We start from the raw sequence: 25,433 nt of genomic DNA on the forward strand, positions 1-25,433 counted from the left end.
TTGGAACGATCGTTCCCGAAAGCTTGGCCGTGAACCGAGCACGGGGCGCCGGATCGCCCACACCCCAGGAGGTAGCCCATGACCGCAGCCAGCAGCACCCAGATTCACCTCGCCGCCCGCCCGAGCGGCTGGCCGACGCACGAGGACTTTCGCACCGTGCAGGTCGAGCTCGGCGAGCTGCAGCCCGGCGAGGTGCGCGTGCGCAACGAGTTCGTCTCAGTGGACCCGTACATGCGCGGCCGCATGAACGATGTGCGCAGCTACGTCGCACCGTACGCGCTCGATGCGCAGATTCAGGGCGGCGCGATCGGTCGCGTCATCGCCTCGGCCACCGACGAGGTGCCCGAGGGCGCCGTCGTGCTGCACCAGCACGGGTGGTCCGACGTTGTGCAGGCCGACGCCGCGACCTTCCGCGTGGTGCCTGAGATCGACGGGGTGCCGCTGTCGCTGCGCCTGCACATCATGGGCATGACCGGCCTGACCGCCTACGCCGGCCTGACCGCCATCGCCGGATTGCAGCCGGGCGAGACCGTGTTCATCTCGGGCGCCGCCGGCGCGGTGGGCACGGCCGCCGGTCAGATTGCGAAGCTCCTGGGTGCGGGCCGGGTCATCGGGTCTGCGGGATCCGCCGAGAAGGTCGCGCTGCTCACCGAGAAGTACGGCTACGACGCCGCGTTCAACTACAAAGACGGCGACGTGCGCGGGCAGCTCGCCGCCGCAGCACCCGAGGGCATCGACGTCTTCTTCGACAACGTCGGGGGTGACCACCTCGAAGCCGCGCTCGACGCCTTCAACGACGGTGGGCGCGCGGCGCTGTGCGGCGCTATCGTCGGTTACAACACCGCCGAGCCGTTGCCGGGGCCTCAGAACATGGCCAACCTGATCACCCGCGCCCTCAAGCTGGAGGGCTTCACGATCGGCAAGCACTTGCAGCTCGCCCCCGAGTTCCAGCAGCACATGGGCGAGTGGTTCGCCGCCGGCAAGATCGCCTACGACGAGACGATCGTCGACGGCATCGAGCACACGGTCGACGCGTTCCTCGACATGATGCGCGGCGCCAACACGGGCAAGATGCTCGTACGCGTCTGAGTCGGCCGGCGCCGCGCGATCCCGCACCTGGCGCGCCCCGCACAGCGAAACACCCGCGACCCTCATCCGAGTGAAGTCGCGGGTGCTTCGGTATAACAACGTGTCCGCCACCCCTGTGCGAGTGACGGACACGTTGGTCGTGCAGGCGATCGGCCGCTGCGATGCGGGTGAGATCGCCGGGTTATTCAGCCGGTGAGATTACTCAGCCGGGGGCATCAGCACCGAGTCGACCAGGTAGACGGTCGCGTTGGCGGTCTGCACGCCGCCGCAGATGACGTTGGCGTCGTTGACCTTCAGGTTGTCGCCCGAACCGGTGACCTCGAGATCCTGGCCCTCGACGGTGGTGTGCGTGCCGTCGATGTCAGCGGGCTCGATCTGGCCGGGAACCACGTGGTAGGTCAGAATCTTGGTGAGCAGGTCGCTGTCGGTCTTCAGCGTGTCGATGGTCGCGGCGTCGATCTTGCCGAAGGCGTCATCGACCGGAGCGAACACGGTGAACTCGCTGCCGTTCAGGGTGTCGACGAGGTTGACGTCAGGGTTGAGCTCGCCGCTCACTGCCGAGACGAGGGTCTTGAGCAGCGGGTTGTTCGATGCTGCGACCGCAACCGGATCCTGCGACATGCCCTGCACCGAGCCCGCGCCGTCCGGCACAGCTTCAGCGTAGGCCGCGCAACCGGGGCCGACGAGGTTCGCTGCCGGGTCAGTCGTCTCCATCGCCGAATCGTCGCTGGGCGTGGTCTCCTGCGTCTCGGTCGTCTGATCCTCAGCAGCCGAGTCGTCGGTGTTGGCGCCCATCGAGCAACCGGTGAGCATGGCGGCGCCGACCAGCGTCAGTGCGAATGCGGCGCCGAGGGTCTTCTTCTTGGTGAACATGGGGTTCCTCCTCAGATGATGTTCCGCAGATTCCCGCGGCTTGTGAACGTCTTCGGAGCCATCTGCGAGGCGGATGGGAAATTGCTCGAAAAAGTTTTCGCGGGCACGGGCATCCGCGGAATCATGCGGGAATGCTCGCCGAAAACGTCGGTGCCGGATAGCATGGTGGGGTCTGAACGTGCCGCCTGGACGACCTGCGCGACATCAATTCACAAGCCGGGACGACCCAGCAGAACTGGTCACTTCTGTGCCACACACGTCTTCATTGCGAACGGTACTCACTCCCGCGGTCGTCTTCCGCATCGTGCTCGGCTGGGCGGCCTTCGTTGTGCTGACGCTCGCCCAGCCGCTTCTTGCTGGGCACCTGCCCACTCCACTGCTGTTCCTCGTGCTCGCGGCGATCGTCGCGGTGATCATTGTCTGCGCCGGTGGCGTGGTCACCCAGGCCGAGCATCTCGCGCACCGACTCGGCGACCCGTACGGCACGCTCGTGCTCACGCTCTCCATCGTGCTCATCGAGGTCATCCTGATCTCCGCGGTGATGCTCGGTCCGGGCGAGCACGCCACAATTGCCCGCGACTCGGTCATGGCCGCCACGATGATCGTGCTCACTCTCGTGATCGGTGCCGCGTTGCTCGTCGGGGGTCTTCGGCACAACACCCTGCGCGTCAATCGCACCGGTGTCTCGTCATATCTCTCCCTACTCGTCGTGCTCATCGCCGTTGCATTCGCGTTCCCCGCTGTCATCGGCTCAGACGGGGCGTACACGCCCGGCCAGGCGATACCGATCTTGGTGCTCACGATCGTGCTCTACGCCTTCTTCCTGTTTCGGCAGACCGGCGCACAGAGCGCTGACTTCCAGGAGGTCGTCGGGTCTGAGCCGGCGACCGGTGCGGTCGCGGCGGCGGGTGCGGTCGAAACGCGTGCGGGCATCGGGAGCGTGCTGCGAGCGCACCGCGCGGAAGTCATCACGCGCGTGCTCGTCTTGCTCGTCACGGTCGCGCCGATCGTGCTGCTCTCGCACGACATGGCGGTGTTTCTCGACGACGGCCTCGACCGCCTGGGGGCCCCGGTGGCCCTCTCGGGCATCATCATCGCGCTGATCGTGTTTCTGCCCGAAGCAATCACGACGGTGAGAGCCGCATGGCTGGGCGAAGCGCAGCGGGTGACGAACCTTGCCCACGGTGCGCTGGTCTCGTGCGTGGGGCTCACCCTGCCCGTGGTGCTCGCGATCGGGCTCTTCACGGGGCAGACGGTGGTACTCGCCGAAAGTCCGGTGAACCTGCTGCTGCTCGGAGTCAGCCTGCTGCTGAGCCTCACCACGTTCAGTGCGCGGCGCGTCACCTCGCTGCACGGAGCCGCGCACCTCTTCGTGTTCGTGTTGTACGGCATCAGCGTGTTCTCTTAGCGGGCGCGGCAGGGCTGTTTCCCGAAGTCGTTGCCGGGCCGTCAATGTCGGTGGCTGCCTCTAGCGTGAGCATCCCGGAGAAAGAGGTGCGCATGCAAGAGACGAACATCGAGGCCCGCTGGCCAGAACTCTTCACCCCGCTCTCGCGCGCGGAGCGCGATGCGGTGCTCGACGGGTGCTGGCAGCTGGTGCGGCACGGGCAGCCGCTGACGCGTGGAGCGGTGGTCGAGCTGGTGCGCAGCGGCACGCACCGAGAACGGTTCACCGCGCGAGCGGCGTAAACGAAGCTGGCGGCCTGAGCGTGCGAAGATCCATCGCACGCTCGGGCCGCCAGCACCCGCGCGTCATTGTAGAGGCGTCAGCCCAGAGTCATCACCGCTTGCGTCAGCCGCGTCGCCGGGCGCGCGACCGCTGCATGACGACGCAGCCGGCGATGAGCAGGGCGAGAGCAAGGGCTGCAGCACCCCACATTGCACCCTGACCGGTGCGGCTCAACTCGTCGGAGCGATTCGGGCCGCCCGCTTCCGGAGGAGCCTGACCCGATGCTGCGCCAGTGGCCTCGGCGCTGCTCGGGCCAGCGGCGCCTGAGGTGCCGGAGCTGCCGGCACCGCCCGCAGCACTCGCCCCAGCCGCACCACTCGTGTCAGCGGTGCCTGCACCCTCCGCCGCTGCTGACCCGCCGTCCGCGCTGATACTGCCTGCTCCGGCACCGCCGTCGGCAGTTGCGTCTGCGTCGATGCCGCCAGCGGAAGCGCCGTCGGCATCGCCCGCGGCGGCAGCACCCGAGTCTGCGGCGGCTGCGCTGTCGCTGTCAGCCTCGCTCTCGGCTTCGGCTTCGGCTTCGGCTTCGGCTTCGGCTTCAGCTTCGGCGACGAGCGTCGGCGTGCACAGCGCCGTGAGCTCTGCGTCTGCCAACGCGGTCTTGCCATCGTCGAGCGTGACGAGGTGGCACCCCGCGGTGACCGCTGACACGGTCACATACCCGTCTGCCTCCTCCACCTCTCGGGCTACCCCGTCGAGGTACACCGTCGTCGTGCCGGCCGGGGCCTCGATCGAGAGGTCGGCACGCGTGTTGCCCGGCACCTGCGCGACGAGCCGCATCGACGACGCTGCATCATCCGCGTGGCTGAACGCGGCACCGATGCTGCCCTTCACCGTTGGCACAGTGATCCGCGCGAAATCGACGCCGCCCGGAGCCGGTCGCACCGAGTACGTCGCGTAGCCCGCGTCGATCGGCTTGATTCCGAAGAGCCCCGACGGCACATGGAAGGCGGGCGAAGCCGCCCAGGGGTGCGAGTAGGTCAGGTTCGACTTCTGCGACGGGTCCCAGGCCTCCGCGGTCGACCCTGCTCCGAGCGCGATCATGTTCATCCAGCTCGAGGTGCCGGTATCGGTGAGCTGTGCCACCGCAGCATCATCGGCGCCGCCGCTGAAGAGGCCGGTGATCGAGAAGCCCGCGCAGTAGACGCTGCACGCCATGCCCTTCGACGCGACATACTCGGCAACGCGCTCCTGCTGGTCGGCCTCGGGAATGCCGAAGGCGAGGGCGAATGCGCTCGCGTGCAGTGCGGAGTGGCCGGTGAGGGTGCCGTCGGCCGCCATGCCGTCGTCGTATGCGCCGGTCTCAGCGTTATACAGTCGCTCATTCATCGCGTCGCGCAGACGATCGGCCTGCGCCGTGTAGGCGGCTGCACGATCGTCGCGACCGATCTCCGCGGCCATCGCGGCCATGTCGCGCATCGCGCGATACGAGAGCGCGTTCACCACGGTGTTCACCTGCCGAAACTGGTACCCGTCACGCTGGCTCGTCGGCCAATCGACGATGTCGCAGTCGGTTTGGCTCGAGCAGCCGTTCGAGCCGCTCGTCTTCCGTACGAGCCCGGTGGCGTCGTCGATCCACTTCGTCGGCATCTTGGTTTCAAGATTGTCGAAATAGGCCTCGACCTGCTCGGTGTCGCCCGTCTGGCGCCAGGCGTCGTGCACCGCGAGCACCACGTAGAACGGCCACTCCGTGGGCCACGTGCGGTTCGCTTCGAAGTAGTTCATCGAGTAGCGGCCGAGAGACAGATCTTCCATGAGATACAACGTCGACATCAGTTGCAGGTACGCGTCCGCCTCGTAGTTGGTGCGTTCGCGGGTCCATGAGTCGGTGTAGAAGTTCACGTTCAGCGCCTCGATCGTGTTCTTCGAGAGCTCATAGACCTGATTGAGGTTCGAATTCGACGATACGAGCGTCGAATCTTCGGTATCGAATGGGTAGACCAGAGCGAGCGCCGAGAGATTCTCGACCGTGACGGGCTCGGGGGCACCGACGATCTCGACGTACCGGAAGACGCGCATGCCCCAGGTCTCGAGCGTTTGCTGACCGTCGGTGAGTGTGGCGATGTCTTGATAGACGTTGCCGGTATTCAGCTGGTACTTGACGGTGTTCTGCGACGCGGGCACCTCGCCGAATCTGATGTCGACCTTCGTGCCCGATGTGCCATTCGCGATGTCGTACCGCACGCCGCCAACCCAGGTGCGACCGAAGTCGACGAAGTAGTTGCCGTTGCCCTTGTCGACGATCGACACCGGTGCGGGGGTCTGCTGGGTCACTTTCGCCATCGGCGTGGCCTGCAGAGCGGCGAACGCCGCTGCGGGCACCGCATTTGCCCAGCCCGAATCATCGAACCCGACATCGCTAAAACCGTGGGGGTAGGCGCGCGCGTCCAGGTTCTCCTTGGGTGCCGAGAAGTACCCGGTGCCGATGCTGCCGGCGGCCGGGAAGGCGAGTGCACCGGGCATCGCCTTCCACGATTCGCCTGAACCGAAGACATCGCTGGTGCCGTCGGTGTATTCCACCCGCAACTGCGCAATGAAGCGCTGGCGGCTCGATCCACTCGTGTAGGCGAGCGCTGACACCGCGTTCGCCTCGCCCGCGGTGACCAGTGAGGTGACGTCGAAGCCGTCGTAGCGGTTCTCGGAGTGGATGCGATTGGTGGGGCCGAGCCCGACGAATGCGCCATTCACGTAGGCCTTGTATGCGTACTGCAGGTGCGCGCGGAAGTCGCCCGCGGTGGCGAAGAGCGTCGCCGAAGCGATCTCTTTCGCCGGGAGCGAGATCTCGGTGCGGAGGAACGCCCAGTCCGTCGAGACGCTGGCATCGGCCGCAATGACACAGGATTGGGCGGTGGCCACGATGTAGGCGCCGTTGTTCAGCGTGCCGCAGGGGAACGGGTGCGTCGCCGAGAAATCGTTGGCCAGCACGACACCGCCACCCGCGCGGGTGATCGTCATGTCGTGCACCCACCCGCTCTCGGAGTTGCCAGTGCGGAACCCGACGGTGCCCGCGGAGAAGTTTGACAGAGTGCGCGAGTCGACCTGCACGCCTCCGATCGACGTGGTCACCGTGTTGCCGGTCGCCGAGATGCGAATTGCCGTCTGCTTTCCGGTCTGCAGGGTGCCCGCCGGCAGTGCGACAGCGGGCAGCGCAGCGAAGGTTCCGTTGATGCGGGTGTGCGGCACGAGCGTGTTCGTGTCGGCACGGAACTGCCACATGTAGGCGTTTTGATCGCTCGCCGCGCGGAAGTACACACCCAGTGCCGTGCGGTCGATGGTGATGTTCGCATCAAGGGCGTAGTCGGCCCACGGGTCGGCGGGGAGCACGCAATCCGTTGAGTTGCCCACCTGGAGCGCGCCTGAAGCGACGGTGCCGCAGCGGAATGGGTTCGACCCGGTGAGCGGATCCGAGAAGAGGGCGGTGCCGTCAGCGCCGACGACTGAGAGGTTCGCGACCGAGCCGCTTTCGGAGCGGCCCGTGCGGAACCCAAGCGTTCCGGTGGCGTGGTCGGAGAGTTCGCGGCGGTCGACCTCGGCGCCATTGATCGAGGTCGTGATGCTGGATCCCGATGCCGTGATGGCGAGGGCGAATGGGGTGCCCGTGCGCACGGCATCGGCGGGCAGGGCGACGGGGTCGAGCTGCGTGAATGCTCCGCCGATCCAGACATGCGGACGCAGTTCGTTGGTGTCGGCGCGGAACTGCCACATGTAACTCTCGCCGGTGCCGGTTGCGCGGAAATACACTCCGAGAGCGGTCTGCGCCACCGTCACGTCGGCGGTGAGGGTGTAATCGGTCCAGGGGTTCGGAGCCGTTTCCGTGTCGGAGTCGGGGAGTTGATTCGAGGTCCAGATCGCTTGCGAGCCATCCCACGTCGACCCGGGCGCGGTGCCGAACCAGGAGACGTCCGAACGCGCCGAAGCGGTACCGAGTCCGTCGAACGTCTGCACCGTCCAGTAGTAGCGCTTGCCGGCAGCGAGAGCGGGACCGGCGTAGGGCACGCCGCTCTGTTCGCTGCTCTCAACGCGATCCGAATCCCATACGTCGCCGTCACCGGCCGCGGCGGCCTGTTCGGATGAGCTGACGAGCACGCGGTAGGCGCTTTGCTCGGTGCTCGGCACGTACCACGACAGTGCCGGCGATTCGAGATCGTCGAGATCGGCGGGGCGGTCGAGCCCGTTGATGCGCAGGCCGCTGGGTGCGGCCTCAGCGGCTTGGGCCGGCGCCGCGGCGACCGCGCCAAAGCCCGAAACGGCGAGCAGGGCGACGAGCGCCATGCTGATGAGTGCGGCGATGCGCCGAGGGGTATGCAGAGGCTTCATTGTCTCTTCCGGTGAGTTGGCGTGTCGGCTGCCGACACTGCCCATGAGTATATGAAACGATTCAACCGATCCGCAACGATCCCGTCATCGCTGCGACGCATTCGTGTCATCGAAAAGCGGAACGGGCGAAAGCCAGGAGTTCTGAATGCGGGCAGGCCCGACCCATCCGAAACCCGCACCGCTCCGAAGACCTCTGCAACAGGAGGGCTTCTCATGGATATTGTGCTCATCGGTCTGCTCGGCGGACTCATCACGGGTATCTCGCCGTGCATTTTGCCGGTGCTGCCGGTCATCTTTCTGACCGCGGGCACGCAGCCCACGGTCGCAGGCAAGCTTCCTGAGGTGATTCAGGCGAAGCGCAGCCGGCCCTTCTGGATCATCGCGGGGCTCGTGCTGAGCTTCTCCGTCGTGACGCTGCTCGGCTCGGTGCTGCTCGGCCTACTGAACATTCCGCAGAGCGCAATCCGCTGGGCGGGTGTAGCCGTGCTGCTGATCATCGGTGTCGGAATGCTCTTCCCGGGTTTCGAGCAGATTCTCGAAAAGCCCTTCCAGCGTCTGCCGCGCCGCAAGGTCGGCGAGGGCGGCAACGGCTTTGGCATGGGTCTCGCGCTCGGTACGGTCTTCGTGCCGTGCGCGGGCCCGGTGCTCGCCGCCATCATCGTGGCCGGCGCGACCGGTCAGATCGGCCCCGAGACGGTACTGCTCACGGTGTCGTTCGCCATCGGTGTCGCGTTGCCGCTGCTGGTCTTCGCGCTGGCAGGCCGCAGCGTCGCGCAGCGCATCCGTGGCTTCCGCAAGCGCGAGCGCACCATCCGCATCGTCGGTGGTGTCGCACTGATCGCGCTCGCAGTGGGCCTTGCCTTCAACGTGCCGCAGGCGCTGCAGCGGCTGCTGCCCGACTACACGGCGGGCATTCAGAAGGATCTCGCTGAGAGCGATGCGGGCAAGAGCGCCCTGAACCTCGGTGGACTCGTCACCGACGAGAACCGTGACCTCGACAAGTGCACGAACGACGCGACCGAACTCGAGTCGTGCGGCACCGCCCCCTCGATCAAGGGCATCGACGGCTGGCTCAACACCCCGAACGGTGAAGGCATCGACCTCAAGAGCCTCAAGGGAAAGGTCGTGCTGATCGATTTCTGGGCGTACTCTTGCATCAACTGCCAGCGCTCGATCCCTCACGTGGTCGCCTGGGACAAGGCGTATGCCGACGCGGGGCTGCAAGTGATCGGCGTGCACTCTCCCGAGTACGCATTCGAGAAAGATCGCAGCAACGTCGAGGCAGGGGCCAAAGACTTCGGAATCACCTACCCGGTGGCGATCGACAACAACCTCTCGACCTGGACGAACTACCGGAATCGCTACTGGCCCGCGCACTACCTCATCGATGCCCAAGGTACGGTGCGTCACATCTCCTTCGGAGAGGGCAACTACGAGACCACGGAGAAGCTCATCCGCGAGCTGCTGAAGGACGCGAATCCAGATGCGCAGCTCCCCGGCGAGACCGATGTCAAGGATGTGACGCCTGAGATCGGCAGCACCACTCCAGAAACCTTCCTCGGCTCCTCGAAGGATCGCAACTTCGCGGGTGACGAGTACCGTGCGGGCGATGGCGACTTCACCTTCCCGAAGCAGCAGAAGGAAGACACCTTCGCGCTCGACGGCAAGTGGACGATCGAAACCCAGTACGCGGAACCCACCACGGACTCCGGCAAGATCCGCCTCGAGTACCGCGGACAGGAGGTGCGCGCGGTCATCGCGGGCAGCGGCACCATCGACGTCAAGGTGAAGGGCGGCGGCACCCGCTCGGTCGAGGTCGACGGCACTCCGCGCTCGTACCGACTCGTCGAGGCCGACGACCCCGACTCCGGCACCCTCGAGGTGCAGGTGCCGAAGGGCGTGCAGGTCTACTCGTTCACTTTCGGGTAACCGAAACACCCAGGAAGATCGGCAGAATCATGCGACTCGCACGCAGCAAACGGACGCAGAATGGAGGTGAATGGGGCATGCTGGACACGATGGTCATCGACGGAATCGAAATAGCGGACGACGGCTCGACTGCCGACCCGGCTGACGTGGCGCTTGCGCGCGCAGCCCAGGGCGACCAGCGCGCATTCGCCGAATTGTACGATCTGCTCTCATCGCGGGTGTTCGGCCTCATTCTGCGAGTGCTGGTCGACCGGTCGCAGAGCGAAGAAGTGCTCCAGGAGGTCTTCTTGGAGGCCTGGCAATCGGCGACCTCGTTCGATCCGGATCGTGGCCGGGCGCGCACGTGGCTGCTCACGATCGCGCACCGTCGGGCCGTAGATCGGGTGCGAGCCTCGCAGGCTTCGCGTCGCCGCGATCTCACGGTCGGGGTGCGCGATCTGGCCGAACCTCAGGCCGGAGTGGATGACGAGGTGGAGCTGATGATCGACGGCGCCCGTGCGGTGCAGGGGCTGAACGAGCTCCCTGAGCCTCAGCGTCGCGCCATTGTGCTCACCTACTTCGGCGGGTACAGCCAGAGCGAGATCGCGGTGCTTCTCGGAGCCCCGCTCGGCACCATCAAAACAAGGATTCGAGACGGGCTCACCCGGCTCAGGAAAGAATTGGAGGCGACGCGATGAATGAGCAACTGTTCCGCGAACTCTCCGCTGCTCGCGCCCTGCACGCGCTGTCTCCCGAAGAGGAGCAGGCGTTCTCGACCGCGCTCGCAGCGCACCCCGAATGGCTGCCCGTCGCAGATGAAGATCGAGAGACGGTGGCTCGGCTCAGTGCGTCGATCGCAGAGGTGGCACCGCCGGCAGGCGCGCGCGCCGCGATGCTCGATCTCATCGCACGCACTCCGCAGTTCGAGGCTCCCGGGCGCCCGTCCGCGCTGGGCGCCGCAGATCTGGCCCCGGCCGTGGGCGAACCGGTTCGCACCCCCGAGCCCACCCTGCCCCCCGAATTGCTCGGAGCGGATGACGATCATGAGGACGCCGAAGAGTCGTTCACCCGCTCGCGTCGGCGTGCGGGCTGGTTTGGGCTGGCTGCGTCGGTTGCGGTGCTGTTGGCGATCGCCCTCGCGCTTCCGGTGACGGGCATGCTCGCGCCGAAGGATCCGGTGTCGATCGCGCTGCAGCAGGTGGAATCGTCGAATGACGCGCGCACCGAAACCGTTGCGCTTGCCGACGGTGGTCAGGCGACGCTGCACTGGTCGAATTCGTCACAGCAGGCCGTGTTCGTCGCCGAGGGCATGCGCGCGGCGCCGGCCGACCGCGACTACGAGCTCTGGATCGTGCGCGGTGACGAGCCCATCTCGCTCGGCGTGATGCGCGCGAATAACGCGGGTGGCGCAGCGGTGCTGGCGCAGGGCTTCGAGCCCGGCGACGCGCTCGCGGTCACCGTCGAAGATCGTGGTGGATCGCGCTCGGGTCTGCCGACGACCGACCCGATCGCGGTGATCGCCTCGGCCTGACCCAGTCAGGCTCACACGCCGCACGTCACTCGGCCCCGGCTCGGATTCCTCTGGAACCGAGCCGGGGCCGAGTGCATTGTGCCCGCTGCCGTTCGGCTACAGAAGTGCGCTGCATGCTGGGGCGGTGGCGCGCCTCAGTTTTATGAGTACACTCGTACTCATAAACGAGGGGAGCCGGGCATGATCCTGGTGGCAATTGTGGTGTGCGAGGTCGCGTTCTGGGTGGCGATCCTGGCGGGGCTCGCGGCCCGGTATCTGCTGCGACGACCGCGCCTGGGCGCCGCTCTGCTGCTGCTCGCCCCGGTCATCGATGCGGTGCTGTTGCTGCTCGTGGTGGTCGATCTGCTCGGCGGGGGCACGGCCTCCTGGCACCACGGACTCGCAGCGATCTACATCGGCGTCTCCATCGCCTACGGCAAGCGCATGGTCGCCTGGGCCGACATCCGATTCAAGCAGCGGTTCGCGGGCGGCCCGGCACCGGAGCGACTGTACGGGGCGCGTTACGCGACCAAGTGCTGGAAAGATTTGGGGCTCACATTGATTGCTGTCGCCATCGCTGCGGCAATCCTGGGCGCGATCATCGCGGTGGTCGACGATGCGGCCCGCACGGCGGCGCTCGCCGGCTTCTTTCGCATCCTGGGAATCATCGTCGTGATCGAGTGCATTTGGGCGTTGAGCTACACGATATGGCCGAAGAAGCCCAGCGCGGAGCAGCATCCCGTCGAAGTGCGGGCCTAAACATGACGCGCAGAATCGATGCCGAGTTGCGCACCGAGCAGATCGGCGCAGCAGCACTGCGTGTGCTCGAGCGCGACGGGCTGGGAGGTCTCTCGGTGCGCGGAGTCGCCACCGAGGCGGGAATCGCAGCGGCCTCACTGCGACGCGTGTTTCCCAGTCAGCACGCACTGCGCGTGTACTGCCTCGAACGCATTGAAGCGCGCGCGACTGAGAGAATCGCGGCACTCGATCTGGAGAGCCGGGAGCTTGCCGAGGGGCTTCTGGCGCAACTGCTGCCGCTCGACGACGTGCGCCGCGCAGAGCTGATCGCTCAAGTGCAGCTCGGCGTGCTCGCGCTGACAGATGACACGCTGCGGCCCGCCGCGGTCAGGCTCAGCGCGGGAGTCGATCGCGCCTGCGCCTCGGCGATCGAGATTCTCGCGCACGCCGGGGAGCTGGGTGACGGGCGGGATCCAGCGGCCGAAGCGCGGCGCCTGCGGGCGCTGCTCGACGGACTCGCGATGCACGACCTGTGGGGTGGCAACACCGAGACGTCGACGCAGACGCTGCAGATTCTCGCCCATCACTTCGACGAGCTTGCGCGACCCGTGGGCTGAACACGAACGGCCCGACCCGGCTTCCCAAGGAACCGGGCCGGGGCCGTTGGCGTGTGCGGGGGCTACAGCGCGTGCGCGGTGTCTTCCACTTCGCCGACGAGCTCCTCGACGATGTCTTCCAAGAAGAGCACGCCGGTGAAGCCGGTCTCGTCGGAGCCGACGCGGGCGATGTGCGCCCCGCGCTCGCGCAGGAGTTCGAGCGCCTCCTCGACCTCGGCGTCGCCAGTTACCGTCGGCAGCTCACGCATACGGTCGAGCGGGATGGGGGTATCGATCTCATCCGCCGACGAGAGGTCGAGGATGTCCTTGAGGTGCAAATAGCGCTCGGGAGTTCCGTCGGTCGACTGCAGCACGTAACGCGAATACCCGTGTTCGGACACCGCCTGCTGCACCTGGCGCGGGGTCGCGTCGAGGGGCAGACGCACGAGTGACGCGAGCGGCACCTCGACGTCGGCGACGCGCTTCTCGGTGAACTCGAATGCGGCCGTGATGGTGCCGCTCGTGTCTTCGAGCGTGCCCTCGCGGGTCGACTGCTCGACGATCGAAGCCACCTGGTCGATGGTGAACGCCGTGTTGGCCTCGTCGCGCGGCTGCACGCCGCACATGCGCAGGAAGCCGTTCGCGATCCAGTTCAGCGACTTGATGAGCGGGCCGACGACCTTTGACACGAACACGAGGGGCGGGGCGAGCAGCAGGGCGGCGCGATCCGGCACCGAGAATGCGAGGTTCTTGGGCACCATCTCGCCGAACACCACGTGCAAGAAGGTCACGAGCACGAGCGCGACAATGAACGCCGTGATCGAGACGGCCTGGGCGGTGAGGCCGGTCCAGGCGAGCAGCGGGATCTCGAGCAGGTGGTGGATCGCCGGCTCGGAGACGTTCAAGATGACCAGCGAGCAGACGGTGATGCCGAGCTGGCTGGTCGCCAGCATGAGCGTCGCGTGCTCCATCGCCCAGAGCGTGGTCTTCGCGGCTTTGCTGCCGGCGGCCGCGCGCGGCTCGATCTGCGAGCGGCGGGCGGAGATGACGGCGAACTCGGCGCCCACGAAGAACGCGTTCACCACCAGCAGGACGACGAGCCAGATGAGGCCGGGCAGGTACTCGTTCATCGTGCGGCCTCCTGGTCGATGCCTCGTTCAAAGGTTTCGATCACCCGATCGCGGGTCGCGAAGGCGGGGTCGGTGGCCACATCGTGCGATGCGTAGCGCAGGCGCGTGATGCGGGCGCCCTCGAACTCCTCGACGCGCAGGGTGCCGTGTTCGAGTGGCAGTTCTTCGCCGAGATCTGGGATGCGCTCGAGCGTTTCGAGCACGTAGCCGGCGACGGTCTCGTACTCTTCGCTCTCGGGCACGCGGATCGCGAGGCGATCCCACAGCTCGTCGGGGCGCAACGACGCGGGGAACAGGATCGCATCGCCGTCGATCGCCACCTCTTCGTCGAGCTCGTCGTGCTCGTCACGCACTTCGCCGAGCAACTCTTCGACCAGGTCTTCGAGCGTCACGACACCCGCGGTGCCGCCGTGCTCATCGACGACGACCGCGAACTGGTAGCCGCGCTGGCGCAGCACCTCGAGCAGCGATTCGACGCCGGCGGCCTCAGGCACGCGCACGGGCTCAGACATGATCTCGGAGACCGAGGTGTACTCGCGGCGCTCGAAGTCGACACCGTAGGCCGACTTCACGTGCACAATGCCGACGATGTCGTCGACGCTGTCGCCGAACACCGGGAACCGCGAGTGCCCGGTCTCGACGCTGCGCGCCACGATGTCGGCGGCGGTGGAGGTGCGGGGCAGCATCTCGGCGACGACGCGCGGCGTCATCACGTCTTCCGCGGTGCGCGAGGAGAACGAGAGGGTGCGATGCAGCATGGTGGCGTCGTCGTGGTCGAGGGATCCCTCGAGCGCCGAGCGTCGCACGAGGAAGCTGAGTTCCTCGGCCGTGCGGGCACCCGAAAGCTCTTCCTTTGGTTCGATGCCCATCGAGCGGATCAGGCGGTTCGCCGTGCCATTGAGCAGCGCGACGACGGGGCGGAACAGGAAGGTGAAGCCGATCTGCAGCGGAATCACGACCTTCGAGGTCGCGAGCGGCACGGCGAGCGCGAAGTTCTTCGGGATCAGCTCGCCGAAGATCATCGAGAAGAGTGTGGCGAGCACGATCGCGACGACCGCGCCGACACCGACGACGCCCGCCTCGGGCACGCCGATGCTCATGAGCGGCCCGCGCAGCAGCGAGCTGATCGCGGGCTCGAACGTGTAGCCGGCGAGCAGCGTGGTCAGCGTGATGCCGAGCTGCGCCGACGAGAGATGGGTCGACGTGATCTTGAGCGCCGAGATGGTCGGCCCCAGTCGCCGCTCACCGCGGGCGCGGCGCTGCTCGAGCTCGGGGCGATCCAAGTTCACCAGTGCGAACTCGGACGCCACGAAGACGCCCGTACCGAGCGTCAAGAGGACCCCCGCAAGGAGGCCCCAGATTTCCCCTGTCATCGCTCACCTCCAACCAACGCTGAAAAGGTGAGCTTCGTACTATGACCGGGTCTGTCGTCCATAGTCATCGAAATTACTGAGGAAAACCGTGAAAGTGCCGTGACGCGCCGTGCGGGTCGTTACGGGTCGAGCCGGTAGGTCTCGTTGAGGTGATGCCGGAGCAGCGCATCGAAACGCGCAAGTGATGCCTCGGCGCTCGCCGCAGCATCGGAATCGAGTGGCGCGTGCGGTGCATCGGAGTACGCACCCGCGGCCTCAAGGGCGTCGAGCATCGCCGAGTGCTCGGCCAGAATCTCGTCGCTGCGATCGAAGAGCCGCTGCCCGTAACTGAAGAGCAGGAAGCGCTGGCGATCCGCCAACCGATCGTAGAGCTCGGTCAGCACGGCGTTGCGCGCTGCGGTGACGAATGAACGATGGAAGTCGATGCTGAGTTCTACGAACCCCGGCAGATCGCGCGCCTCGAGGCGCTCGCGTTGCGCGGGCAACTGCTCGCGAAGTGCTGCGGCCGTGCGGCGGCGCAGCGTCGGGCACGCCGAGCGCACTGCGCCCGACTCGAGGAGCACCTTCGACTGCGCCAGGTCGGCGACTGACTGCGCACTCACCTCGCGCACGAGCGCGCCCCGCTTGGGGTAGATAGTGAGCCAGCCCTCGTCTTGGAGTCGGATGAGCGCCGCGCGCACGGGGGTTCGGCTCACGCCCACCGACGCGGCGATGGTGGACTCGCTGAGCATCGTGCCGCCGACGTAGGCGCCCGTGAGAATGTCGTCGAGCACTGTGCGGTACGCGCGGTCGGCGGCGGAGTCGGCGGGGGCAACGTGCATGATGACTATTCTGCGCCTTCCCAGACTCAACTCAGACCGTGCAGGATACATCTTGTATCCTAGATTGGTGTCGCAGCAATCATCCTCCTCACGCGCCTCCAACCGTCGCCTCAAGTCGTGGCTCTTTCTCGCGGCCGCCGTCATCGTCTTCCTCGGCGTTGTCATCTTTGCGCAAGCGTCGATGAATAACGGGACCGGGTCGTTCGGGGCGGGGGCGAAGCAGGGCGATTCCAGCGCAGACGGCACCGGATCGGGTGCGGGGGAGGCCGCGGCGCCGGCCGGGTTCGAGACTCGTGACCCGGCCGACCCGATGGCGATCGGCGACGTCGATGCGCCCGTTGTGCTCGTCGAGTGGACCGACATGCGCTGCCCCTACTGCGCCGTGTTCAACCAAGAGACGCTGCCGACGATTGTCGACGAGTACGTCGAATCGGGCCAGGTGCGCATCGAGGTGCGCGACGTGGCGTTCTTCGGTGAGGAGTCGGAGACCGCATCGGTTGCTGCCCGCGCCGCCGGCGAGCAGGGCAAGTTCATCGAGTACCTCGATGCCGTGTATGCGGCGGCGCCCGCCGAGGGGCACCCTGACCTGCCGGTCGGGCAGCTCATCGGCTTCGCGAAAGAGGTCGGTGTGCCCGATATCGCGAAGTTCAAGGCCGACCTCGCAGATCCGGCACTGCGCGCCGCCGTGCAGCAGAGCACGTCGACCGCGCAGCAGCTCGGAGTCACCGGCGTGCCGTTCTTCGCCGTCGGCACCAACGCGCTGTCGGGTGCGCAGCCGATCGACGCGTTCCGCGACTTCCTCGACACCGCCATCGAAGCGGCACCCGACTCGGCCGCCTGACCGTGGAACTCGGCCTGCTCGGGGCGTTTCTCGGCGGGGTGCTCACGCTGCTGAGCCCTTGCTCGGTGATGCTGCTGCCGGCGTTCTTCTCGTACGCGTTCACCTCGCCGGGGGCGATGGTCGCCCGCACCGGCGTCTTCACCCTCGGGCTCATTACGACGCTCTTGCCGCTCGGTGTGCTGGCCGGCACGCTCGGCGCGTTCGTCAACGCGCACCGCGACGGGTTCGTCTTGGTCGCCTCAATCGTCGTTATCGTGCTCGGCGCGCTGCTGCTGCTCAATGTGCCGCTGCCGTTCATGCGTGGCCGCGAGGGTGACGGCGGCGGCACGACCGCACTCTCCGTCTACGCGCTCGGCACCATATACGGCCTCGCGGGCGTCTGCGCCGGGCCACTGCTCGGAGCCGTGCTCACGGTTGCCGCGGTCTCGGGCAACGCGCTGCTCGGCGGGGTGACGCTGCTGGTCTTCGCGGCGGGCATGGCCTTGCCGCTGCTGCTGTTGAGCCTGCTGTGGACGCGCCTGCCGTTCGTGCGGCGCATCGTGCGCCCTCGCGAGGTGCGCGTCGGGTGGTGGCGCAATACCTGGACCGGCATCATCGGCGGCGTGCTCACCATCGGCATCGGCGTGTTCATGCTGGTGACGCGCGGCACCACGAGTCTCGGCGGGGTACTCGGCGCCTCTGATCAGGTGCGCCTCGAAGGGTGGGTGCTCGCGAAATCGCGATCCGTACCCGACTTCGTCGTCGTCGGCGTCGTGCTCGTGATCGCGGCTATCGCGCTGTGGTGGTCGCGGCGTCGTGCGCGGCTCGCGCGGCAGCGCGCTGAGCTCGCTGCGCCCGCATCGCCACGTTGATGCGCTTCGCATTCAGTGCGACGACCGCCGAGGCGATAACGCCGGGGAGCGTCATGGTCAGGATGATGATGGCTTGAGGTTCCATGTGCTCCAGCGTAGAAAATGGAAGACGAGGCGGCATCCGCCGCGGGAATGAATCCGATCCGCCGCGAGGCGGAGAGAGCGAGCATCATGCGCATCTTGATCGTTGGAGCTTCGGGCCACGTGGGTTCGGCCGCAGCACGGGCGCTGAGCGCCAAGCACGACGTCGTCGGGCTGAGCCGCAGCACCGACCCCGCAATCGATCTGCTTGATCCCGAGTCGATTCGCGCCGCCTTCGAGCACCTGGGTCGCTTCGATGCCGTGGTCTCGGCGTTCGGGTCGGCTCCGTTCAAGCCCGCACCTGAGCTGACCGCCGAAGACCTTGATTCTGCCTTCCGGGGCAAGGTGCTCAGTCAGCTCTCGCTCGTGCGCATCGGTCTCGAATTCGTCGAAGACCACGGGTCGTTCACGCTCACGACGGGCATTCTGGCGCGCGAATCGCTGCCTGCCGGGGCCGCCGCCGCGATGGCGAACGGTGCGGTCGAATCGTACGTGCGCTCCGCGGGCAATGAACTTCCGCGCGGGATCCGCCTGAACGCGGTCAGCCCCAACGTGCTCGCGTCGGCAACCGGGTATCACGAGGCGTTCGCGGGGTTCGAGCCCGTTTCTGATGAGCGCGTGGGTCTCGCCTACGTGCGCTCAGTCGAGGGCAACGACACCGGTCGTACCTACCCCGTCGACTGAACCGGGCCGCTCTCCGAGCACCATGCCGGCTGCAAAGCACCCAGGCGCAGTGGATTTCGGGGCTGGTTGCGGGCATGCTGTTCGTGGTGCACAGCTGCACCATCCCTATCTGAAGGAACGATATTCATGTCCAAGTACCGGGTGCAGAATCCTGCCACGGGTGAGGTTCTCGAGACGTTCGAGGCCGCGACCGACGCGCAGATCGAGGAGGCGCTTGCGGGCGCCGACGCCGTATACCGGGAATGGCGGGAGCAGAGCGTGCAAGAGCGCGCCGCGGTCGTCAAACGGGTTGCCGAGATCTTCATCGAGCGCAAGGACGAGCTCGCTCGCCTGATCGCGCTTGAGATGGGCAAGTCGATCGCGGAGTCGATCGACGAGGTCGAGTTCGCGGCGCAGATCATCGACTATTACGCGGTGTATGGCCCGAGCCTCATCACGGATGCCGAGATTCCGAGCACGATTCCGGGCAAGGCGATCATCGAGCACCTGCCGGTCGGCACGTTGCTCGGCGTGATGCCGTGGAACTTCCCGTACTACCAGGTCGCCCGTTTCGCGGCTCCGAACCTGGTGCTCGGCAACACGATCCTGCTGAAGCACGCCGACGTCTGTGCGCGTTCGGCGCTGACGATCCAGGAGATCATGGAAGAGGCTGGCGTTCCCGTCGGCGGCTACCAGAACGTCTTCGCGTCGCACGACCAGATCGCAACGATCATCGCTGACCCGCGCGTGCAGGGCGTCTCGCTCACCGGCTCCGAGCGTGCCGGCGCGATCATCGGTGCGCAGGCCGGCTCGAACCTGAAGAAGGCCGTGCTTGAGCTCGGCGGTATCGACGCGATGGTCGTGCTCGACTCCGACGACGTGGCAGATGTCGCGAAGCAGGCCTGGGACTTCCGCGTCTACAACGCGGGCCAGGTGTGCAACTCGAACAAGCGCCTCATCGTGATGGATGACATTTACGATGAGTTCGTCGCCGAGCTCGTGAAGCTCGCCGAGGGCCTGGTGCCGGGTGATCAGCTCGCCCTGCAGGAGGGGCAGTTCGTGCCGCTCTCGTCGCGTGCGGCGGCTGAGAAGGTCGACGCCCAGGTGCAGAAGGCTGTGTCCGAAGGTGCGAAGTTGCTTGCCGGCGGCGTGCTCTCCGATGGCCCTGCGGCGTACTACTCGCCCGCGGTGCTCGTCGACGTGTCGCGCGATTCCGAGTCGTACGGGGTCGAGATCTTCGGCCCGGTCGCCACGGTGTACAAGGTGTCGAGTGATGAGGAAGCGCTTGAGCTCGCCAATGATTGCGCGTTGGGTCTCGGTGGCTCGGTGTTCTCGACCGATGAGGCGCGCGCTGCGCGCGTCGCGTCGAAGCTCGAGACGGGCATGAGCCACGTGAACATCATCGCGGCGGAGTCGGCCGAGCTGCCGTTCGGCGGCGTGAAGCACTCGGGCTTCGGTCGTGAGATGGGGCCGATCGGTATTGGGGAGTTCGCCAACAAGCGACTGTATTTCGTCGCGAAGTAGGCGTTCGACGCTGATCAGCGGGGCGCGGGGTGGAAAGCCACCTCGCGGCCCGCTGTCGTTAGTGGCGCGGAACGCAGCGCAGGCGCTAACTCCGCGTCATGCGACTCGGCCCGAATCGTCATGTTGTCGCGAGCTCCGCCGCCGTACCTTGGCACTGGCGCGATCGTTGCGCCACTCAGCGAGGAGGATCACATGGGCGAGCGCACGGGCAGTTTCAAGCGGGTGCTTTCCTTGCGGCATCTGGTGGCGTTCGGTCTCGCGTATCTCGCCCCGACGGTGGTCTTCAACTATTACGGCATCGCCACGAGCTTGACCGGCGGCATGATGGCGCTCGCGTATCTCGTGACGATGGCCGCGATGTTCTTCACCGCCTATTCGTACGCGCAGATGGTCAAGGCCTTTCCGATTTCAGGATCGGCGTACACCTACGTGCAGCGAGCGGTGAACCCCTGGGCCGGCTTCGCCGCAGGCTGGGTGCTACTGCTCGACTATTTGCTGCTGCCGATGATTTGCTACCTGCTCTTCGGCGTCTACATGAATGAGTACGTCCCGCAAGTGCCCGTGTTCGTCTGGGTGATCCTCGCCGCCGTCTTTGGCATGGGCATCAACATTCTGGGCGCCCGGGTGTCGGGCCGCGTGAACGTCGTGCTGGTGGCGGCGCAGGTGCTGTTCTGCGTGGTGCTGGTCGGCCTCATCATCGGGTTCGTGCTCGGCGGGGGCGGCAGCGGCCACCTCTTCGTACCCGACGCCATTCTCGATCTGGCCCGGTTCGACGGCGGCAATCTGTTGTGGGCGAGCTCGATTCTCGCGGTCTCGTTCCTCGGGTTCGACGCCGTCTCGACGCTTGCCGAAGAAGCGCACGAGCCCCAACGCACGCTGCCCCGCGCCATCATGATCGTTTGCATCGGCGCCGGCATCGCCTTCGCGGTGATCGCCTACTTCCTGCAGATCGCTTGGCCGAACGCCTACGCCGAGATCGTTGACGCCGACACGGGTATCTTCGAGCTCCTGCCGCAGATCGGCGGCGAACCGCTGGCGTTCTCGTTCTTCCTCACCGATCAGCTCGCGAGCATCCTCGCCGGCACCGCAGCGATCACCGCGGTGTCGCGCGTGCTCTACAGCATGGGTCGCGACGGCATCCTGCCACGACGATTCTTCGGGCGCCTGTCGCCCCGCTTCGGCACTCCCGTCGGCAATATCGTGCTTACGGGCCTCATCTCGCTGACCGCGATCTTCTACGCCGAGAACCTGTTCGGGGCGGCGTCGCTCACGAGCTTCGGCGCGATCACCGGGTTCATCATGGTGAACTACGCGGTCTTCAACCACTACTTCGTGCGCGAGGGGCGTCGCACACCGGCCGACATCGGCAAGTACCTGGTGCTCCCGGCGGTCGGCATCGCGGTCAATGCCGTGCTCTGGTTCAACATCGACGCGCACGCGAAGATTCTAGGCGGCATCTGGCTCGCGATCGGCGTCGCCTACCTCGCATTCGCGACGCGCGGTTTCAAGACACCGCCCACCGGCATCCAGTTCGACGAGGCCGCAGACAGTGACGACGACAGCGACAGCGGTGCGGCTCATGCCGAGGGTACCGGCGCCGACCCAGCATCGGTCAGTGCCCCGGGCGGGTCCCGCTGATCCGGCACCCGCTGCCCGCTGCCCCGTTGTCTTGCTGCCCCACACCACCTCGTCACGTACGATCGATCGGAGATCTTCCCGTGCTCACCGTGCTCACCAACGCCCGCATCCGCACCCTCGACCCGCAGCGGCCTGAGGCCGACACCCTCGTGATCGACGGCGACACGATCGCGTTCGTCGGGCCCGCCGCCGGGCGTCCCGAACACCCCGGTGCCGCCGTCATCGACCTCGGGGGGCGCACGGTGATCCCGGGCTTCGTCGACAGCCACACGCACCCCGAGATGGTGACGAAGAGTGCCTGGCACGTGCGGTTGCCGTGGACGCACGACGTCGACGAGCTGCTCGACTTCATCCGCGCATACGCGGCGGAGCATCCGAAAGAAGAAGCGCCGTTTCTGTACTTCGAGTACTACCCGAGCACGCTCTTCGCGGGCAGTGCGCCCACGAAAGAACTGCTCGACACCGCGGTCAGCGACCGGCCGGTGCTGTGCCAAGACTTCAGCGAGCACGAGCACTGGGTCAACAGCAAGATGCTTGAACTCATGGAAGTGACGCGCGAGACGCCCGACCCGGTGCCGGGCCTCGAGATGTTCGTGCGCGACGACGAGGGCGAACCCACCGGCCTGCTGCGCGAGATGGTGCACGCACGGTTCATCGACACGATGTACGCGACGCTGGGATGGGCGCCGCCCGAAGAGATCACCCCTGAGCGGCTGCAGGCGGGCTTCCTCGACTTCATGGCCGAGCGCGGCGTCACAGCCCTGTTCGACGCCATGCTCATGGACGACGACGTGGTGCGCTCGCTCGCCGAGCTCGAAGAGCGCGGCGAACTGCACCTGCAATACTCGGGCGCCGTGCGGTTCCGCACCCTCGCCGATCTTCCGGAGGCGATCAGGCGGGCGCAGCGACTCGACGCCGAGTACGGCAGCGATCGCATCCGAGTGAACGCGCTCAAACTCTTTCTCGACGGCACGAACGAGAGCGGCAACAGCGCGGTGCTCGAGTCGCTCTGCGGATCCCATCGGGCCGACGACCGCGGCGAGATCCAGATGGAGACCGCCGAGTTGCAGGCGTGCTTCGAGCTCTGCAGCCGGGAGCGCATCGACGTGCACATCCACCTGGTCGGCGACCGGGCCTTCCGCACCGCCTGCGACGCAGCCGAGGCCGCTCAGCGGGCGCTCGCCGCAGGGGGTGAGGAGTGGGGCACCCGCATCACGCTCGCGCACTGCGAGCTGGTCGACCCCGCAGACATGCATCGCCCCGCCGAACTCGGCATCTTCGTGAACTGGACTCCCCACTGGTCGGGCGCCTACTTCGGCGAGGGCGCCATCGAGCACCTCGGCGAGGAGCGCTGGAACCGCATGTACGACTTCACCGCGATCGCCCGCCACGGTGCCACGGTGACGTTCGCGAGCGACGTGGTCACGGCCTACGAGCTGCACCGGGGCGACCCGCTCTTCGGCATGCAGGTCGCGCACACGCGCGTGGATCCGGAATACCCACTCGCCCCCGAACGCTTCCCGGGCAGCGCCCGCCCGCAGCCCGGGGCACGGCTGCCCCTCGAACTGCTGCTCGAGGGCTACACGATCAACGGCGCACGACAGTTGCGCATCGATGAGCGCGCCGGATCACTCGAGGCCGGCAAGCGGGCGACCCTGAATGTGCTCAGCACCGACCCGGCAGACGTCGAGCCGTCGGCGCTCGCCGGGATTCGCTGCGATGCCGTGCTCTTCGAAGGTCGCGTCATTTCAGGATCGCTCGACGCGCGTTCGCGATAGCGTGCGGTGCGGGGCCGAGCTCGCTGACCGGTTCGGGCGGTCTATGCTGACTGCCATGCGCGCGCACCGAGGAATCGACGGAATCGCCGTCGAAGCCGCCGCGGTACGCCGCACCTCGGTGCACCGGCACCCCGAGATCATCGAGTTCGTCTACGCGCTGCGGGGTGAGCTCGACGTGCAGGTGAGCAGTGAGCAATATCTGCTCGAGGAGGGCGATTTCGCGCTGCTGAACGCCGGCGACACGCATGCCTTCGAGGGGCGCAGCGAATGCACCGTCGTGACGCTGCAGATCGATGTCGCTGCGTTCGACGATGAGTTCCCCGAGTTGCCGAGCAAGATCTTTGCCTGCGAGTCGTTCGACCTGCCTCGATATCTGGGAACCGAGGCCTACCTGCGCGATGCGCTGCTCACGATCTTCGCGGCGTCGCCCGCAGGCCGTCGGCCGCTCGTCTCGGCGCTGCTGCACGATCTGATCGAGTTTTACGGGGTCGAGCAGTACTACGACCGTCGCCGAATCATCAACCACACTCGCCGTGCGCTGCTGCGCACCATGCTCACGCTGTTGCGCACGCACGCATCCGAGCGCAATGTGCTCGAGCGCATCAGCGCCGAGATGAACTACAGCAAGGGCGCGCTTTCCCGTCTGACCCGCGACGCGATGGGCATGAGCTTCAGCGACATCCTCACGAACCTGCGCCTCACGCGGGCCGAGGTGCTGCTGCTCGAGAGCGACGACACGATGGTGTCGATCGCGCACGCCTGCAGGTTCTCGGACGTGAAGTACCTCACGCGCGCGTTCCGCGCCTGGTTCGGGTGCACGCCCGCGGCCTACCGCACCGCGCACCGCGGCAGAGTACATGCAGGCGACGACCTCGACCCGCTGGGTGAGCCTCTGCCGCAGCTCGTCGAGCAGCATCGCGCCGTGGCGCTGCCGACCGGCCGCCCGACGCGGCGCAGCGCGACCCCGATTGCGGTCGTCACCTCGGCGGCGGCTCCTGACACCTTCGACTCGGGGTCTGCGCTGCCGCAGTTAGCCGGGTTCTCCGGGGCTCGGGATCGCCGGCCCTCGCATCGCACGACGCTCACGGCGGAGGCGCCGCACTTGCTGCCGATCCGGGCGCTCGACGACACTGCTGATTACGCTGCGGGTGGTGCCGGTGAAGTGGATGCCGGTGATCCCGAGCCCCGGAGAAGCCGGTGACCCCGATGCAGCCGACCGCTGGCGCGACATCTGGAGCGGGGTCGACCGCGGGCTGTACCGTCCCGTGCTCATCGTGCCGGCCGATCGCGGCACCGACGCAGCGCGTATCGTCGCCGAACTCCGGGCGCACGGCGACGAACCGATCGAGCTCTGGGTGTCGTACCGCTTCGGCGATGCCAGACTCGCGGAGTCGGTCGCCGCCGACCTGCGCGCGCTGCCCGGAGTCACCGCGACTCCCATGCTCGCGGCCTGAGCCGCCACGCGGCACACTGGGGGCATGCGCATCCGCACCGAGTTCGAAGCCCCCTGCACCGCCGAGGCTGCGTGGCGAGCGCTGCATGATCCGCTTGTGGTCGGCGCGCTCTACGCCCCGTTGCTCGCGATGACGCCGCGCGGCGAGTTTCCGGAGGCGCTGACCACAGGCAGCGAGGTGCGCGTGCGGCTCGCGGCGTTCGGGGTCGTGCCGGTGGGGGAGCAAGCGATCCGGATCACCGATCTCTTACCGCCCGACCCCGACGGGTGGCCCCGCACCATGCGCGACCACGGCGAAGCGCTTTCGGGCCCGCTGTCGGGGCTCACCGAGTGGCGGCACGAGATGACGATCTCGCGCTCGCGCGCGTCAGTCCACCGCGCCGTGTGGACCGATGAGCTGCACATCGCGGGGCCGACCGCGCCGCTCATCCGGCCGGGCCTGGCGCTGATGTGGCGGTGGCGCGGTCGCAAGCTGCGCCGCCTCGCCGCCGACTGGCGGTAGGCGGCCCGCGGCCGTCCT

General features: G+C 67.0%; 22 protein-coding genes. 17 read left to right on the forward strand and 5 right to left on the reverse strand.

Annotated elements, in window-relative coordinates:
- The first annotated feature begins 78 nt into the window (after window positions 1-78).
- Window positions 79-1,089, forward strand: a complete 1,011-nt coding sequence (locus tag ACZF5Y_RS00620; RefSeq protein WP_497533884.1) for an NADP-dependent oxidoreductase — start codon at window positions 79-81, stop codon at window positions 1,087-1,089.
- 198 nt (window positions 1,090-1,287) lie between these two features.
- Here ACZF5Y_RS00620 and ACZF5Y_RS00625 read toward each other — a convergent pair whose 3' ends face one another.
- The gene (locus ACZF5Y_RS00625) at window positions 1,288-1,962 is read right to left on the reverse strand and encodes a fasciclin domain-containing protein (RefSeq protein WP_497533885.1); all 675 of its coding nucleotides are present in this window, start codon (window positions 1,960-1,962) and stop codon (window positions 1,288-1,290) included.
- A 265-nt stretch (window positions 1,963-2,227) separates the two neighbouring features.
- On the opposite strand from ACZF5Y_RS00625, the gene ACZF5Y_RS00630 reads away from it, so the two are divergent.
- Both ACZF5Y_RS00630 and ACZF5Y_RS00635 read left to right on the forward strand, forming a co-directional pair.
- A complete protein-coding gene (locus ACZF5Y_RS00630; protein WP_497533886.1) occupies window positions 2,228-3,370 on the forward strand; it encodes a calcium:cation antiporter in 1,143 nt (380 codons plus the stop codon).
- 65 nt (window positions 3,371-3,435) lie between these two features.
- Window positions 3,436-3,651: a hypothetical protein gene (locus ACZF5Y_RS00635; RefSeq protein ID WP_497533887.1), complete on the forward strand. Its 216-nt coding sequence runs from the start codon at window positions 3,436-3,438 to the stop codon at window positions 3,649-3,651.
- Between the two features lie 103 nt (window positions 3,652-3,754).
- On the opposite strand, the gene ACZF5Y_RS00640 is transcribed toward ACZF5Y_RS00635, so the two are convergent.
- A complete protein-coding gene (locus ACZF5Y_RS00640) occupies window positions 3,755-8,008 on the reverse strand; it encodes a family 78 glycoside hydrolase catalytic domain (protein WP_497533888.1) in 4,254 nt (1,417 codons plus the stop codon).
- Window positions 8,009-8,221: 213 nt separating this feature from the next.
- Here ACZF5Y_RS00640 and ACZF5Y_RS00645 point away from each other — a divergent pair, with 213 nt between their 5' ends.
- The 5 genes from ACZF5Y_RS00645 to ACZF5Y_RS00665 all read left to right on the forward strand — a co-directional run bounded on the left by ACZF5Y_RS00645 (window position 8,222) and on the right by ACZF5Y_RS00665 (window position 12,781).
- Entirely contained in the window at window positions 8,222-9,937 is a 1,716-nt protein-coding gene (locus ACZF5Y_RS00645) for a cytochrome c biogenesis protein DipZ (protein WP_497533889.1), read from the forward strand.
- A gap of 77 nt (window positions 9,938-10,014) precedes the next feature.
- Window positions 10,015-10,614, forward strand: a complete 600-nt coding sequence (gene sigK, locus ACZF5Y_RS00650) for an ECF RNA polymerase sigma factor SigK (protein WP_497533890.1) — start codon at window positions 10,015-10,017, stop codon at window positions 10,612-10,614.
- Window positions 10,611-11,447: an anti-sigma factor gene (locus tag ACZF5Y_RS00655; RefSeq protein WP_497533891.1), complete on the forward strand. Its 837-nt coding sequence runs from the start codon at window positions 10,611-10,613 to the stop codon at window positions 11,445-11,447. The genes sigK and ACZF5Y_RS00655 overlap by 4 nt, the downstream gene beginning before the upstream one ends.
- Window positions 11,448-11,627: 180 nt before the next feature.
- A complete protein-coding gene (locus tag ACZF5Y_RS00660; protein ID WP_497533892.1) occupies window positions 11,628-12,185 on the forward strand; it encodes a hypothetical protein in 558 nt (185 codons plus the stop codon).
- A gap of 2 nt (window positions 12,186-12,187) precedes the next feature.
- A complete protein-coding gene (locus ACZF5Y_RS00665; RefSeq protein WP_497533893.1) occupies window positions 12,188-12,781 on the forward strand; it encodes a TetR/AcrR family transcriptional regulator in 594 nt (197 codons plus the stop codon).
- Between the two features lie 62 nt (window positions 12,782-12,843).
- Here ACZF5Y_RS00665 and ACZF5Y_RS00670 read toward each other — a convergent pair whose 3' ends face one another.
- The 3 genes from ACZF5Y_RS00670 to ACZF5Y_RS00680 all read right to left on the reverse strand — a co-directional run bounded on the left by ACZF5Y_RS00670 (window position 12,844) and on the right by ACZF5Y_RS00680 (window position 16,084).
- Window positions 12,844-13,890, reverse strand: a complete 1,047-nt coding sequence (locus ACZF5Y_RS00670) for a hemolysin family protein (RefSeq protein ID WP_497533894.1) — start codon at window positions 13,888-13,890, stop codon at window positions 12,844-12,846.
- Window positions 13,887-15,263 (reverse strand): hemolysin family protein, encoded by a 1,377-nt coding sequence (locus ACZF5Y_RS00675; RefSeq protein WP_497533895.1) that lies wholly within the window; start codon window positions 15,261-15,263, stop codon window positions 13,887-13,889. The genes ACZF5Y_RS00670 and ACZF5Y_RS00675 overlap by 4 nt, the downstream gene beginning before the upstream one ends.
- A gap of 119 nt (window positions 15,264-15,382) precedes the next feature.
- Window positions 15,383-16,084: a GntR family transcriptional regulator gene (locus ACZF5Y_RS00680; RefSeq protein ID WP_497533896.1), complete on the reverse strand. Its 702-nt coding sequence runs from the start codon at window positions 16,082-16,084 to the stop codon at window positions 15,383-15,385.
- Between the two features lie 67 nt (window positions 16,085-16,151).
- Between ACZF5Y_RS00680 and ACZF5Y_RS00685 the strand changes: the two genes are divergently transcribed.
- The 9 genes from ACZF5Y_RS00685 to ACZF5Y_RS00725 all read left to right on the forward strand — a co-directional run bounded on the left by ACZF5Y_RS00685 (window position 16,152) and on the right by ACZF5Y_RS00725 (window position 25,415).
- Window positions 16,152-16,925: a DsbA family protein gene (locus ACZF5Y_RS00685; protein WP_497533897.1), complete on the forward strand. Its 774-nt coding sequence runs from the start codon at window positions 16,152-16,154 to the stop codon at window positions 16,923-16,925.
- Between the two features lie 2 nt (window positions 16,926-16,927).
- The gene (locus ACZF5Y_RS00690; protein WP_497533898.1) at window positions 16,928-17,776 is read left to right on the forward strand and encodes a cytochrome c biogenesis CcdA family protein; all 849 of its coding nucleotides are present in this window, start codon (window positions 16,928-16,930) and stop codon (window positions 17,774-17,776) included.
- A gap of 171 nt (window positions 17,777-17,947) precedes the next feature.
- Window positions 17,948-18,541 (forward strand): short chain dehydrogenase, encoded by a 594-nt coding sequence (locus tag ACZF5Y_RS00695; protein WP_497533899.1) that lies wholly within the window; start codon window positions 17,948-17,950, stop codon window positions 18,539-18,541.
- A 126-nt stretch (window positions 18,542-18,667) separates the two neighbouring features.
- Entirely contained in the window at window positions 18,668-20,044 is a 1,377-nt protein-coding gene (locus ACZF5Y_RS00700; protein ID WP_497533900.1) for an NAD-dependent succinate-semialdehyde dehydrogenase, read from the forward strand.
- A 192-nt stretch (window positions 20,045-20,236) separates the two neighbouring features.
- On the forward strand, window positions 20,237-21,682 hold the full coding sequence (locus ACZF5Y_RS00705) for an APC family permease (protein WP_497533901.1): 1,446 nt from the start codon (window positions 20,237-20,239) through the stop codon (window positions 21,680-21,682).
- 80 nt (window positions 21,683-21,762) lie between these two features.
- Window positions 21,763-23,460 carry an amidohydrolase gene (locus ACZF5Y_RS00710; protein WP_497533902.1) on the forward strand — a complete coding sequence of 566 codons (1,698 nt, stop codon included), beginning with the start codon at window positions 21,763-21,765 and terminating at the stop codon, window positions 23,458-23,460.
- A 55-nt stretch (window positions 23,461-23,515) separates the two neighbouring features.
- Window positions 23,516-24,661: a helix-turn-helix domain-containing protein gene (locus tag ACZF5Y_RS00715; protein ID WP_497533903.1), complete on the forward strand. Its 1,146-nt coding sequence runs from the start codon at window positions 23,516-23,518 to the stop codon at window positions 24,659-24,661.
- Window positions 24,633-24,914 carry a hypothetical protein gene (locus tag ACZF5Y_RS00720; RefSeq protein WP_497533904.1) on the forward strand — a complete coding sequence of 94 codons (282 nt, stop codon included), beginning with the start codon at window positions 24,633-24,635 and terminating at the stop codon, window positions 24,912-24,914. Before ACZF5Y_RS00715 ends, ACZF5Y_RS00720 begins: the two co-directional genes overlap by 29 nt.
- Before the next feature lie 24 nt (window positions 24,915-24,938).
- Complete coding sequence (locus tag ACZF5Y_RS00725; RefSeq protein WP_497533905.1) at window positions 24,939-25,415, forward strand: hypothetical protein; 477 nt, start codon at window positions 24,939-24,941, stop codon at window positions 25,413-25,415.
- Window positions 25,416-25,433: the final 18 nt, after the last annotated feature.

The sequence above is a fragment of the Leucobacter sp. WKLB1 genome, assembly GCF_059696215.1.

What these genes read in the sequence shown, in the direction of transcription:
- ACZF5Y_RS00620 (WP_497533884.1), top strand. Translation starts at nt 79, where the DNA reads ATGACCGCAGCCAGCAGCACCCAGATTCACCTCGCCGCCCGCCCGAGC.
- ACZF5Y_RS00625 (WP_497533885.1), bottom strand. Translation starts at nt 1,962, where the DNA reads ATGTTCACCAAGAAGAAGACCCTCGGCGCCGCATTCGCACTGACGCTG.
- ACZF5Y_RS00640 (WP_497533888.1), bottom strand. Translation starts at nt 8,008, where the DNA reads ATGAAGCCTCTGCATACCCCTCGGCGCATCGCCGCACTCATCAGCATG.
- ACZF5Y_RS00645 (WP_497533889.1), top strand. Translation starts at nt 8,222, where the DNA reads ATGGATATTGTGCTCATCGGTCTGCTCGGCGGACTCATCACGGGTATC.
- sigK (WP_497533890.1), top strand. Translation starts at nt 10,015, where the DNA reads ATGCTGGACACGATGGTCATCGACGGAATCGAAATAGCGGACGACGGC.
- ACZF5Y_RS00655 (WP_497533891.1), top strand. Translation starts at nt 10,611, where the DNA reads ATGAATGAGCAACTGTTCCGCGAACTCTCCGCTGCTCGCGCCCTGCAC.
- ACZF5Y_RS00660 (WP_497533892.1), top strand. Translation starts at nt 11,628, where the DNA reads ATGATCCTGGTGGCAATTGTGGTGTGCGAGGTCGCGTTCTGGGTGGCG.
- ACZF5Y_RS00665 (WP_497533893.1), top strand. Translation starts at nt 12,188, where the DNA reads ATGACGCGCAGAATCGATGCCGAGTTGCGCACCGAGCAGATCGGCGCA.
- ACZF5Y_RS00670 (WP_497533894.1), bottom strand. Translation starts at nt 13,890, where the DNA reads ATGAACGAGTACCTGCCCGGCCTCATCTGGCTCGTCGTCCTGCTGGTG.
- ACZF5Y_RS00675 (WP_497533895.1), bottom strand. Translation starts at nt 15,263, where the DNA reads ATGACAGGGGAAATCTGGGGCCTCCTTGCGGGGGTCCTCTTGACGCTC.
- ACZF5Y_RS00680 (WP_497533896.1), bottom strand. Translation starts at nt 16,084, where the DNA reads ATGCACGTTGCCCCCGCCGACTCCGCCGCCGACCGCGCGTACCGCACA.
- ACZF5Y_RS00695 (WP_497533899.1), top strand. Translation starts at nt 17,948, where the DNA reads ATGCGCATCTTGATCGTTGGAGCTTCGGGCCACGTGGGTTCGGCCGCA.
- ACZF5Y_RS00700 (WP_497533900.1), top strand. Translation starts at nt 18,668, where the DNA reads ATGTCCAAGTACCGGGTGCAGAATCCTGCCACGGGTGAGGTTCTCGAG.
- ACZF5Y_RS00705 (WP_497533901.1), top strand. Translation starts at nt 20,237, where the DNA reads ATGGGCGAGCGCACGGGCAGTTTCAAGCGGGTGCTTTCCTTGCGGCAT.
- ACZF5Y_RS00715 (WP_497533903.1), top strand. Translation starts at nt 23,516, where the DNA reads ATGCGCGCGCACCGAGGAATCGACGGAATCGCCGTCGAAGCCGCCGCG.
- ACZF5Y_RS00725 (WP_497533905.1), top strand. Translation starts at nt 24,939, where the DNA reads ATGCGCATCCGCACCGAGTTCGAAGCCCCCTGCACCGCCGAGGCTGCG.